Source organism: Calothrix sp. FACHB-168 (assembly GCF_963889195.1).
Lineage (GTDB): Bacteria > Cyanobacteriota > Cyanobacteriia > Cyanobacteriales > Nostocaceae > Aulosira > Aulosira anomala_A.
This window is the reverse complement of the sequence record NZ_CAWPNJ010000041.1, coordinates 284,628-297,084: the sequence shown is the minus strand read 5'-3', so window position 1 is coordinate 297,084 and position 12,457 is coordinate 284,628. Positions and strand designations below refer to the sequence as shown.

Annotated in this window: 10 protein-coding genes; 6 read left to right on the top strand and 4 right to left on the bottom strand. The window is 42.3% G+C overall.

Features of this window, described 5'->3' with window-relative positions:
* Positions 1–419: 419 nt before the first annotated feature.
* A complete protein-coding gene (locus tag AACW45_RS24440; protein WP_190629205.1) occupies positions 420–1,877 on the top strand; it encodes a GH39 family glycosyl hydrolase in 1,458 nt (485 codons plus the stop codon).
* Between the two features lie 522 nt (positions 1,878–2,399).
* On the opposite strand, the gene AACW45_RS24435 is transcribed toward AACW45_RS24440, so the two are convergent.
* Positions 2,400–3,353, bottom strand: a complete 954-nt coding sequence (locus tag AACW45_RS24435) for a heme o synthase (protein WP_190629203.1) — start codon at positions 3,351–3,353, stop codon at positions 2,400–2,402.
* A 208-nt stretch (positions 3,354–3,561) separates the two neighbouring features.
* Positions 3,562–4,533 (bottom strand): COX15/CtaA family protein, encoded by a 972-nt coding sequence (locus AACW45_RS24430; RefSeq protein ID WP_190629201.1) that lies wholly within the window; start codon positions 4,531–4,533, stop codon positions 3,562–3,564.
* A 549-nt stretch (positions 4,534–5,082) separates the two neighbouring features.
* Between AACW45_RS24430 and AACW45_RS24425 the strand changes: the two genes are divergently transcribed.
* The 5 genes from AACW45_RS24425 (at position 5,083) to AACW45_RS24405 (ending at position 10,879) form a co-directional block, all read left to right on the top strand.
* Positions 5,083–6,168 (top strand): cytochrome c oxidase subunit II, encoded by a 1,086-nt coding sequence (locus AACW45_RS24425; protein ID WP_190629199.1) that lies wholly within the window; start codon positions 5,083–5,085, stop codon positions 6,166–6,168.
* Positions 6,169–6,272: 104 nt separating this feature from the next.
* Positions 6,273–8,009, top strand: coding sequence for a cytochrome c oxidase subunit I (ctaD, locus tag AACW45_RS24420; protein ID WP_190629197.1), 1,737 nt, complete (start codon positions 6,273–6,275; stop codon positions 8,007–8,009).
* A 191-nt stretch (positions 8,010–8,200) separates the two neighbouring features.
* Positions 8,201–8,827, top strand: coding sequence for a cytochrome c oxidase subunit 3 (locus AACW45_RS24415; RefSeq protein WP_096642338.1), 627 nt, complete (start codon positions 8,201–8,203; stop codon positions 8,825–8,827).
* A gap of 487 nt (positions 8,828–9,314) precedes the next feature.
* Positions 9,315–9,755: a cyanase gene (gene cynS / locus AACW45_RS24410; protein ID WP_190548160.1), complete on the top strand. Its 441-nt coding sequence runs from the start codon at positions 9,315–9,317 to the stop codon at positions 9,753–9,755.
* Positions 9,756–9,958: 203 nt separating this feature from the next.
* Entirely contained in the window at positions 9,959–10,879 is a 921-nt protein-coding gene (locus tag AACW45_RS24405; protein ID WP_199330963.1) for a DNA-methyltransferase, read from the top strand.
* A gap of 243 nt (positions 10,880–11,122) precedes the next feature.
* Here the strand turns inward: AACW45_RS24405 and AACW45_RS24400 are convergent, their stop codons facing one another.
* On the bottom strand, positions 11,123–11,335 hold the full coding sequence (locus AACW45_RS24400) for a hypothetical protein (RefSeq protein ID WP_096642333.1): 213 nt from the start codon (positions 11,333–11,335) through the stop codon (positions 11,123–11,125).
* 311 nt (positions 11,336–11,646) lie between these two features.
* The gene (locus AACW45_RS24395; RefSeq protein WP_190629195.1) at positions 11,647–11,799 is read right to left on the bottom strand and encodes a hypothetical protein; all 153 of its coding nucleotides are present in this window, start codon (positions 11,797–11,799) and stop codon (positions 11,647–11,649) included.
* Positions 11,800–12,457: the final 658 nt, after the last annotated feature.

Sequence of the window (12,457 nt, the reverse complement as noted above, 5' to 3'; positions counted from 1 at the left end):
ATCAGAGATTTTGCTTAAGGCAAAGCGATCGCATTCGCTGGTGATGATTATGTATCGCCCGACAATATGATTGTAGGGGCATGGCATTGCCCACCTGTGTCAACTTAAGCTAAAAGCTATATACGGCGCGTGTTGTACAAAAACCCTCGCCCTCATCCCCTCACCCCTTCTCCCCCAGGAGAAGGGGAATTAAATCTCTTGCTCCCCTCTCCTGGTGGGAGAGGGGCTGGGGGTGAGGGCAGCAAGAGCGATCGCAGTATGTATAATTTCAGGGGTGTAAAAGCAAGTATAAGGCTAAAATTAGGACTTAATTTAGTCAAGTTCGATAACCTTGAGAATAATAAAGGGTAGCCTTTTTTACTTAGTTATTTATGCTGATATTTCGCCACTGCTGGTCTGTGTGTAGGGATGTCTTTCGTATGTTCCGGAAGATGTTACCTGTTCTTTTACTACCCTTTTGCTTGAGCGGTCTTGTGCTGTTGGTATCCAGTCAACCAGCCATCTCACAAGAGATCGCTATCTCTGTAAACTGGAGCCAGCAGTTGACTAATCCAATTACTGAAAAGCCTTTAGTATCTACTCCCTTGCACTTCGGACTCAACTCTTATCAGGGAAACATACCGGGAATAGCTAATGTAGGAGGTAATGCTAATTATCGTGATGGTCTGAAAGCGATGCGACCTGGTTTAGTTAGGTATCATTACGGAGGGCAGATGGCAGACTCGATTACAGATATTCGTGGCTGGGTGAAGAATCCAAACACACCTAACTTTTCTTGGGATGTGGAAAAGATAACTGCGGCGATGAATGGAGCCTACCCTCATAATCCCAAAATAATGATGAACCTCTCCAACTTTCCTGCTTACTTAACCGATGGGAGTGGTGTGCTTAAACAATCGGAATATGTGAGATACGGACAGTTTTGTGCAGATTTAGTCAGAATCTTAAATATACAACTGCAAAAAAAGCTTAAATATTGGGAAATTACCAACGAGCTGGATTCTCACCCTTTCTACCGAGATAACATGGCAGAGGTAGGGAAGATATTTGCGATCGCGGCTCAAGAAATGCGCAAAGTCGATCCGAAGATAAAAATAGGGGGGCCAGCCTTTGCCCAATCTTATACTCCATCAAGAATTGATGCTTTTGTATCGACGGCATTCCCCCAATTAGATTTTATTTCCTATCATACTTATTCCACTGGCTCTAAAACCAATCCCAACTCCGACATCTGGAACTCTGCTCAAGAAAGTTTAGGGGGCGCTACAAAATATATGCGCGCCAGTGTCGAGAAGTTTACTTCCAAAGCGGTAGAATATTTCCATAATGAGTACAACATTAGTTGGTCTCCCCCTGATGAGAGCATGACTAACTATGTTAGTGCTATATTCGATGCCTTGGCAGTACGTTCGATTCTTTATGCTGGAGCAACCGGATCTACAGCGTGGAACGAAGCTGACGGATGGTATGGAAAGCTTGGTGCTTCTCCGTCGTTTAACAGACGCCCAGCATCGTGGGTATTTGAGTATTTGAATCAGGGGTTTTTCGGTAAAGTACTTGAGTCAACAAGTTCCAACACTTCTGCTTTGGTACCCTTGGCAATTTTGGGCGAAGCTCGTGGTAAAAAGTACTTATCGTTGATGTTAGTCAACAGATCGGGTGAAAATGTTTCCGCGCGTTTAAATATGATAGCAGCCCAGAGTTGGGCGTTACCTAGAGCCTCCCGTCAGCAATTACAACTGTACCGAGTTAACCAAAGTGGTGGCGGCGCTGTAGCTGTTTCCAGCTTACCTTACGCAATGATTAGCGGACAGCTATTTTCGGTTGAAGCTAATAGTATTTTGTTCTTTACAGTCAAGCCTTGTTGTGGCGCGTGAAATTGCTGCACCAGTTTATATATTTAGATATCCCAAATGTGTAAGGGAACTCCAAAAAATAAATTATGCCAAATTGTCGGGGCGGGGTTACCCCCATACGTGTCAACTTAACGCGAAACCCGCTTTGTAGCAAGGTTTTTGCCCTCACCCCAGCCCCTCTCCCAGTGGGAGAGGGGAGCAAGAGATTTAATTCCCCTTCTCCCCCAGGAGAAGGGGTTAGGGGATGAGGGCGAAAGTTTTTGTACAACGCCCGCCCTATATAGCTTTTAGCTTAAGTTGACACCAATGGGTAACCCAGCCTCTACGAGTTGCGGGTTTGGTAAGTTAATGATTGGAATATCTTTTTATTTGGAAGTCCCTAAATTGATTTTTTTGTAGTGATGGCTCTCTTAGGCGCTTGTTTGACATTAGGGAGCAAGATGCTCCCACTACAAATGAGACCCCACACTTAAGGGCGGGGTCTTCAAGGGTAAAATAGGGATGCTTCCTAAAAATTGAGGCGATCGCCAAGATTTACAATATCTAACTAATTAAATGCAACTGAGCGATCGCGGCATTTATTAGATGATGGGTAATTGGCAAACTATCTACTACCATTCCCAGACACAACAGCATCATGTAAGAAATGGAATAGAGAAATAGCCCTCTGGCAATGGTGCGATCCTCTGGGTTTTGCAATAAGCGCCAAGCTTTGTGGATGAATATAGCCCCTAATGTAGAAGCGATCGCAAAATAAACAATGCCACTGTCATGTAACGGGTAAACAAGTAACAAGGTTGTAGCGACTGTTACCAAGGTATACCACCAAATTTGCTTTACAGTAGCGGGATCGCCAACAACCAAAGGTAACATGGGGATGCCGACTTTGGCATAATCATCGCGAATCATCAAGGCTAAAGCCCAGAAATGTGGCGGTGTCCAGAGAAAGACACTGGCGAAAATTACCCATGCACCCCAGTTTAGCGTACCTGTCACAGCCGCCCAACCTACTAATGCGGGAATTGCCCCAGCAGCCCCACCAATTACAATATTTTGGGTAGTATGGCGTTTTAGCCAGTGGGTATAAACTACAACATAATAAACAATGCCCGCAAAAGCCAGGAGGGCAGCGAGGAGGTTAGCAAAAAGGGTGAGGAGAGTAAAAGAAATGATAGCGAGAGCGATCGCAAAAACCAAAGCGCCTTTTGGCTGTATCTTCCCCGAAGGAATCGGACGATGACGAGTCCGTTCCATCTCATAATCAATATCGCGATCGTAGATACAGTTAATCACCTGGGCGCTAGCAGCAGCCAAAGTGCCGCCAGTCATAGTCACTAGCAACAATACTAAATCTACTTGTCCCTTAGCAGCAATCCACATACTGCCAGCCGTAGTAATTAACAGCAACGGAATAATCCGAGGCTTAGTTAGCTGGTAGTAACTTTGGATTACCTGAAAAAATGTTTCGTGGTGGCGAGAGACATTAGTCTCAATCATTTTGGCTCAATTTCCTTTTTAACAAGTGATGTGTAGCCCTTGCTCATAACGAATTCGCCACTGAGGCTAAGGGGAAGAGGCAGGGGGGCAGGGAGCAGGGAGCAGGGAGCAGGGAGCAGGGGGATATCTCTTGTAGAGACGCGATTCATCGCGTCTCCCTCCAATACCCAATACCCAATGCCCAATGCCCAATGCCCCATGCCCAAATTCAATGCAATCCGTTGACTGATGTTGTCGCCGTGACAGTTACAGCAATGGGGTGATTGTTGGTTTCACGGTTTGCGATCCAGTCCCGTAAGGCGAGAACGCTAAACGTAACTAAAGTACCGAGTAAGGCTGCGCCTATAGCTTGGTGAGTGACGGTGAGGAGTTCTACTTGTAGGCGTAATTTGAAAGTCGCAACGCCTAAAAGAATTTGCAGCAGCAATAACCCCCCTGCCATATTTGCCAGTCTGCGCAAAGCCGGGTGGAGTGCTGGTCTTTGCCAAGATAGCCAGACTACTGTTAAAGTTGCTACCGTTGGCGGAACTAAGCCGAAAATATGGCTGTACATCACTGTGCAAAGTTGGGATGTGCCCAAACATTGATGGAGTGCCCAGCGCGAACCAACTAAAGCACCTAAAAGACTTTGCAGGTAAACCAAAATCGCGGCTGTTATACCTATCCAAGGTAGCTTGCCGACATTGCCAGTTCCTTGGTAAGGGGTGAGGGCTGTACCAATTACCAAGAGTGTCATGAAAAACAACAGTGCAGTTCCCAGGTGGGCAGTCACGATATCAAACCGTAACAGTTCTGTGACTGTCAGACCCCCTAAGATGCCTTGAAAGACAATTAAAAACAGGGCAAATGCTGATGCCCAAGGGAGCCAATTAGGTAAAGCGCGACGATACCACCAAGATAAACCAACCAAGGCGATCGCACTGACACCAATTAAAGCCGCATCCAATCTGTGAAACCATTCCAAAAATACTTGGAAATTCATCTGTTTGGCTGGCACTAATTCCCCATAGCACAAAGGCCAGTCAGGGCAAGCAAGTCCGGCATTCATCACCCTTGTGGCAGAACCTATCGCCATCAAAATTAAGGTGGCTATGCAGATCTTCCAAACCAAACGACGAATTATATCTGGCGGCTGTGAGCCTACCGTTTCATTTTGTGGTTGTAAGACAAATTCGCTCATGAACTATACCTTTAATGCCCGCTCTCAATTAGAGCTACTTACTGAAAATTATTAATTTGTTAGTTTGTCAGCCACGACCCTTTTCCACCCTAGCGTATACGACTAGGATTGATAGATTTAGCTTTCAGTGATACTTTTCCTTTACACTTTGAAGCACTATTGCTACTTTTTGCTAAAAGCTTTAGGTATTTTTCAAGTTGTTGATATTTTTTTTAAGGCATAAAGTTTACTTGGGCAATCTAGTTTGATTCTTGATACTTGTAGGCTGGGCAATACCTACCAAAATACCGATAAAGTAAGCATTGCCAGCTTTCGGTAATTTTGTTAAAAATCAAAAAAGTATCCCATATCTAAAATTATTCTTAAATTTTTTCCATGCTTTACATCTATCCTGAGCAATATCCGATAAGACTCTTTTACTCAAAAATATTTATATAGCTAAAAAAATTAATAAAAATTTCAGACCTTTAACGTCCACAGCGAGTGGACTCGACTACCTTAGTAAGTGGGCAGCTTTAAAATCACATAGTAAATTCATTTAAGTGAGCCGTGAAAATTCCAAGTTCCATCTGGACATTACTCATTGGCATTGTGCTAACGCTCGTCAGCCTTTGGTACGGTCAAAATCACGGTCTGTTGCCAACAGCAGCCTCTGATGAAGCCGTCTTAGTTGATGGTCTGTTTAACACAATGATGATTGTTTCGACAGGCATCTTTTTGATTGTCGAAAGTGTTTTGCTTTACGCTGCTTTTCGCTATCGACGGAAACCCGGTGACAACGAAGACGGGCCGCCAGTGGAAGGTAACGTACCTCTAGAAATTCTCTGGACAGCGATCCCCGCAATTATAGTTATTGGTATTTCTGTATACAGTTTTGACGTATACAACGACATTGGCGGCTTCGATCCCCATGCAGTCCATGAAGCGCCAATTACCCAAAATATGTCAATGAATATGCCGGGGGCTGCAATCGCCGCTACTCTAACCGATACACCTCCCAGCACCGAACCCAACCTCAATCAGCAAGAATCTGATGCGGCAATGCAAGACCCAGCTACAGCCGCAATTCGCAATGCTGACCAAATTCCCCAAAAGCAAAATGCGCCAGGGATCGGGATAGTGTCTCCCACCATTGGCGAAAGCCCAGACAAAGCCGGGAAACCCCCAGCATTAGCAGTTAACGTTACAGGGCTGCAATATGCTTGGCTGTTCACCTATCCCGAAACAGGCGTGTCTACAGGAGAACTACACCTTCCCATCGGGCGGGAAGTAAAAATCAACATGACAGCCAACGATGTGATTCACGCCTTTTGGGTACCAGAGTTCCGCCTCAAGCAAGATGCGATTCCTGGCAGACAAAGCGAAATTCGCTTCACACCCAGAGTTGCAGGTGATTATGCCCTCATCTGCGCCGAACTTTGTGGCCCTTACCACGGCGCAATGAGAACGCAAGTAGTTGTAGAAAGTCCAGAAAACTTTGACAAATGGATACAAGAGCAACTAGTAGCTAGCCGCGACACCTTAAATCAAGCTGTTGCTCTCAATCCCGCCAATCTATCAGCAGATCAATTCCTCGCCCCTTACACCAAGGACATGGGAATTAAACCAGAAGTACTTCATCAAGTTCACAAATAAGTCAATAGTCCAAAGTCAATAGTCCACAGTCAACAGTCCAAGGTTTTTAATAAATTATTTTTGACCATTGACCATTGACTATTGACCCTTGACAAAAAACCTTTATGACCCAAGCGCAAATCCAAGAAACAGCCAACATCCCTGCCCTGATTGAAGAACCAGGGGTGAGAAAATGGCAAGATTACTTTAGCTTTAATACCGACCACAAGGTAATTGGGATTCAATACCTCGTTACTTCGTTTATTTTCTACTGCATTGGCGGCGTGATGGCGGACTTAGTTCGCACGGAACTGAGAACCCCTGATGTAGATTTTGTCACCCCAGAAGTCTATAACAGCTTGTTTACGCTTCACGCCACAATCATGATTTTCTTGTGGATTGTGCCCGCAGGTGCAGGGTTTGCTAACTTCCTCATCCCCTTGATGATTGGGGCTAAGGATATGGCATTCCCGCGCTTAAATGCCGTCGCCTTTTGGATGATTCCGCCTGCTGGGGTGTTATTAATTGCCAGTTTAGCTGTAGGCGATGCACCGGATGCCGGCTGGACTTCTTACCCGCCCCTCAGCTTAGTCACAGGCCAAGTAGGTGAGGCGATTTGGATTATTAGTATCCTGCTGCTAGGTACATCATCAATTTTGGGGGCGATTAATTTCCTCGTCACCTTGCTGCGGATGCGTATTCCCGGTATGGGAGTGCATCAAATGCCCTTATTTTGCTGGGCGATGTTTGCCACTTCTGCCCTGGTGTTGGTATCGACGCCAGTGTTAGCAGCTGGTTTAATTTTGCTAGCTTTTGACTTAATCGCCGGGACAACATTTTTTAACCCTACTGGTGGTGGCGATCCGGTGGTGTACCAGCATATGTTCTGGTTTTACTCCCACCCTGCGGTTTACATCATGATTTTGCCTTTCTTTGGGGCAATTTCGGAAATTATTCCTGTGCATTCCCGTAAACCAATATTTGGTTATAAAGCGATCGCTTATTCTTCCTTAGCAATTAGTTTCTTAGGGCTAATTGTTTGGGCGCACCACATGTTTACCAGTGGTATTCCCGGTTGGTTGCGGATGTTCTTCATGATCACCACCATGATCATCGCCGTACCCACAGGCATTAAAATTTTCAGCTGGTTAGCTACCATGTGGGGCGGCAAAATTCAGCTAAATACACCCATGCTATTTGCAATGGGCTTTGTTGGTACCTTTGTGATTGGCGGGATTAGCGGCGTGATGTTAGCCTCTGTACCCTTTGACATTCACGTTCACGACACTTATTTTGTCGTCGCCCATTTACATTACGTGCTGTTTGGTGGTAGCGTCCTGGGAATTTTTGCCGCTATCTATCATTGGTTCCCGAAAATGACGGGAAGAAAAATGAATGAATTCTGGGGTAAGGTTCACTTTGCCTTAACCATTGTTGGTCTCAATATGACCTTCTTACCCATGCACAAACTGGGTTTAATGGGCATGAACCGCCGGATAGCGCAATATGACCCTAAATTCACATTGCTGAATGAAATCTGCACCTATGGTTCATATATACTCGCCGTTTCCACATTCCCCTTCATTATCAATGCAATTTGGAGTTGGTTGTACGGAGAGAAAGCAGGTAATAATCCTTGGCGAGCGCTAACCCTAGAGTGGATGACCACCTCACCCCCAGCCATCGAAAATTTTGATAAAACTCCCGTACTAGCTACAGGCCCCTACGACTACGGTTTGGAACGCGCCAGCGAAGGCGTACCCTTATCCGACCCCAATCCCGTATTATCTGGTGGCGTCAACTCAGTATTAAGAGCCGAACCCGACGAACCATATCCCGGAATCACGGCGGAAAAAGAATAATTGGGCATTGGGCATTGGGCATTGGGCATTGGGCATTGGGCATTGGATAGAGACGCGATTAATCGCGTCTGTACAATCAAGAGTCAAGAGTCAATAATCATTCTTATCCTCCTTGTCCCCCCTGCCCCCTGCCCCCTGCCCCCTCCCTAGCCCCTAGCCCCTAGTCCCTCATCTTTATCATTCAACAATTCATGCAAAGCCAAATAGTTGATCCAGCACAAGCTGAACTAAATCATCACCACGCTGCGGAAGCCGCCCATGTTGGGCACGAAGAACATCCAGATCATCGCCTGTTTGGGCTAATTGTCTTCCTAATTGCGGAAGGGATGATTTTTATGGGTTTGTTCGGAGCTTATCTCGCTTTCCGTGCTACCTTACCTGTCTGGCCTCCCGCAGGTACACCAGAGTTAGAATTGCTACTACCTGGAGTTAACACCGTCAATCTAATTGCTAGTAGTTTTGTCATGCATAATGCTGACACTGCTATCAAAAAGAACGATACCAAGGGTATGCGTACTTGGTTGGCAATTACAGCCTTGATGGGTACGATTTTCTTGGTGGGTCAGGTATATGAATACACCCATTTAGAATTTGGTTTAACTACCAATTTATTTGCCAGTGCTTTTTATGTGTTAACTGGCTTTCACGGTTTGCACGTTACTCTCGGCGTTTTGGCGATCGCGGCCGTGTTATGGCGATCGCGTCGTCCGGGTCATTACAGTAGTGAAAAACACTTCGGTATTGAAGCCGCAGAAATCTACTGGCACTTTGTGGACGTAATTTGGATTATTCTGTTCGGATTGTTGTATCTACTCTAAGTAATAGTTAGTAGTTGTTCACTCCACGCGAATAACTACCCCACCCCCCAATGGGGGTTTTTTTGTCAGTTATTTACGTAATTTGATTGTTTTTAGAGTGACTATTATTGCTTTTTCCTAGCTATTAACCCATGATCTCAGTCCAGGAATCGCGATTAAAGACATTAGAGATATCAAGGTTTTAGCTTTTATATCAGGCGATCGCGCAATTGTCTTAAAGCTCCAATTGCCTAAGCGTTAATCTGTATAATTATTCAAATATCAAGCTATTTGCTACACGGTTTATAAGTATGATTTTTGACTTTTAATTCATGCTTAACCGCTCAACTATAGTTTTTTTATACATTCCTAAGGTTGGCGAGCATGGGGTAATTTACCATGCGATCGCAATTCATAAACCCCACTTTTTTTTGTATGTATCATATTAATCAATTCCTAACATGGTAAAATTTAATTCTGACAAAAGTACTCACCTAAAATTTAGCCAATGTCTCTACCAGAAATTACGCAAAAGCTCTTAGCCGCGAAGAAGCAGAAAGGACTCAGTTTCGCTGATTTAGAAAAAATTCTTGGACGAGATGAAGTCTGGATTGCAGCTGTATTTTACCGTCAAGCTAGTGCTTCTGAAGAAGAGGCGAAGTTAATCTTAGAGACATTGGAATTAGGGCCGATATATATTCAAGATTTAACCGCATATCCTGTTAAAGGATTAGGGCCAATTGTGCCTACAGATCCTTTAATTTACCGTTTTTACGAAATTATGCAGGTATACGGTATGCCCATAAAAGACATCATTCAGGAAAAATTCGGTGATGGGATTATGAGCGCAATCGATTTTACCTTGGATATTGAAAAAGAAGAAGATCCAAAAGGCGATCGCGTAAAAATTATTATGTCTGGAAAGTTTCTCCCTTACAAAAAATGGTAAGTTGTGAATCTGAGCAAGGATAGCATTATCCTTTTGCTTGTAGCAGCCACTATCCAATAAATAATATTTATTTGTGAAGCTGCACAAAACTATATATTTCTTAAACGCAAAGGTACGCGGAGTTTTTTAAAGTTTCATATTTTCTACAGTAATTAGGTGCATGTTCATATTAAATTGGTACAAGTATCAAAATTTAGCTAATCTTGACAGCCAATATCCCCAAGACACATAAATCTAGTAGTTTTAGTCCTTATTACAGTCAAAATTATGGGGCAATTTATTTAGGTGATAGTCTGGAATTAATTAAATATATTGAAGATAACAGTATTAATTTAATTCTCACTTCTCCTCCCTTTGCTTTGGCACGTAAAAAAGAATATGGTAACGAAAGTGCGGATAAATATATAGAATGGTTTTTACCTTTCGCCTACGAATTTAAAAAAAAGCTGACTGATAACGGCTCATTTGTTTTAGATTTAGGCGGTGCTTATCTTCCCGGTAATCCTGTTCGCAGTATCTACCAATATGAACTTTTAGTTAGATTGTGCAAAGAAGTTGGCTTTTTTTTAGCGCAAGAATTTTATCATTATAATCCAGCCAGATTACCTACCCCGGCAGAGTGGGTAACAATTAGGCGAATTCGTGTCAAAGATTCAGTTAATGTTGTTTGGTGGTTATCAAAAACACCAAATCCTAAAGCAGACAACAGACAAGTTTTAAAACCATATAGCCAAAGTATGAAACAACTACTTAAAAATGGCTATCAAGCAAAAATTCGTCCTAGCGGACACAATATTTCTGATAAATTTCAAAAAGATAACCAAGGTGCAATTCCGCCAAATTTGCTGGAAATTGCCAATACGGAATCAAATAGTGCATATTTACGCCGTTGTAAATCCGCAGGAATCAAACCCCATCCAGCCAGATTTCCTCAAGCTTTTGCAGAGTTTTTTATTAAATTTTTGACTGAGCGAGATGATATAGTATTAGATCCTTTCGCTGGTTCTAATACTACAGGATTTGTTGCTGAAGTTTTGCAACGCCGATGGTTTGCTTTTGAAATTAATGAGGATTATGTCAGGGGAAGTATTTACCGTTTCCATCAAGTAGAAGACGAAGCTTAAAGGATGAGTTTACCCCACCCATTTGAGGATGGAGTGCGAAAGTTAAACAAGATGAGTATTGATATAGTTTTTACTTCATCTTTTATCCTTTAAATCTGACCATTATTGATGGAAAAATCAGCCAAAATTGAACAGTGATTTATTTTTTCTATCCCTTGTTTGGGGCTAAATTGTAAATTGAAAATTTATGAATATTTTCAATATTCATTTGGGAATTTTAATTATTGACCCCAAAAAGCAGATTTATATCTCACCGTTAACCTGCATTTTATGCACTTCATCTGCTAGCTCTTGACGACTTTGATCGTCGAGTTTATCAATTGCTAACATCCCCATCAGTATAACCTCTTTGAGAGTCAAACGAGTTGAATGTGCCTGTTTTTGCACAATCTCCTTAATAATCGGACTGACACCGATTGCTGTACTAGCTCTTGCCACGAAATAACAGATAAATATTAACGACTTCGCCTAAATCTTAGCATTTCCTTTCCGCTTATTCTACATAAATATATAATCTATGAGAATTAGTCAAATGTAGTTTTCGCATTTTTGCATTCATCTGGTGGTTGACAAAATATAGTTAGCAGAAAATGAGCTAATTTTCCTATTCCTCTAGTTAGAATATAAGCAAAAATCGTCTATTCCTTTTGATTTTTGACTAAATTTGCAATTATTCCAGGAAACGTGTGAGGTACTTGATTACTTAAGTGTAAAATTTCCGATGATTACCCTAGAATAGCGAATTTAACTGCCTAAAGCAATGTAAATCACGCTCTAGCGATCGCCTGCTTGTTTCCTTGTATCCTGTGTATTGTATTCAAAGATTCATACTTCAGTTTTTCCACATAGGTAGGATGGGTATTACCCACTATGTAGGAGTTGCGATCGCATCTGCTAGTGATAGTTGTAAAATTTTCCATTTTATTCAGTTAGACGGCATGAATATTTATCATGAAAAGATGGTAGAGGGGAAGAGGGTTTTAACTAAATTTACTTTTCGTAATATAATTCTGTTTGTTTGTATTCTTCTCTTGAACCTCTGTTTTGATTTATGCTGTCTAAGCACGCCCAATTTTATATAAGAAAATTAAAATCGTTTCTAGGTCTAGGAAATTGGAAATTTTTGCTGAAATTTCCTAAATTAGACATTTACCATGACAACAACATTCAATGTCAGCGCCTCCTTGATGAGAAAGTTAAACTGTCATTCATCGGCAAACAGTAGGGTAAATACTGATGACTTTAGTTACATAAATCACAAATATAATAAAAGTTGGTATTGTTGATAATAGCCCAAAAAACGTGAAAGTACTGAGATTACAGTGGAGGAAGTGATAGAGTTAGCAAAATCTCTGTTTGTAACTAAAGTACTCTAGTAAATTTTATCTGCGGTAGTTCAGTAAAAATTCGGTTTAAAGAGATTGTAAATTGTCCAAGCAAATCCTCTGAATCCGCTTTACAGATATAGACAGAGTAAATGAAAATAACAAAATAAGCAGTTACACCGAAATAAGTTTCCTGAATTTAGTCAATTACTACTGTTATAAGTAAAAGCAATGAGTATAGGAGAGAAAATAC

What these genes read in the sequence shown, in the direction of transcription:
- AACW45_RS24430 (WP_190629201.1), bottom strand. Translation starts at nt 4,533, where the DNA reads ATGAGCGAATTTGTCTTACAACCACAAAATGAAACGGTAGGCTCACAG.
- cynS (WP_190548160.1), top strand. Translation starts at nt 9,315, where the DNA reads ATGTCTCTACCAGAAATTACGCAAAAGCTCTTAGCCGCGAAGAAGCAG.
- ctaD (WP_190629197.1), top strand. Translation starts at nt 6,273, where the DNA reads ATGACCCAAGCGCAAATCCAAGAAACAGCCAACATCCCTGCCCTGATT.
- AACW45_RS24435 (WP_190629203.1), bottom strand. Translation starts at nt 3,353, where the DNA reads ATGATTGAGACTAATGTCTCTCGCCACCACGAAACATTTTTTCAGGTA.
- AACW45_RS24415 (WP_096642338.1), top strand. Translation starts at nt 8,201, where the DNA reads ATGCAAAGCCAAATAGTTGATCCAGCACAAGCTGAACTAAATCATCAC.
- AACW45_RS24440 (WP_190629205.1), top strand. Translation starts at nt 420, where the DNA reads ATGTTCCGGAAGATGTTACCTGTTCTTTTACTACCCTTTTGCTTGAGC.
- AACW45_RS24395 (WP_190629195.1), bottom strand. Translation starts at nt 11,799, where the DNA reads ATGGAAAATTTTACAACTATCACTAGCAGATGCGATCGCAACTCCTAC.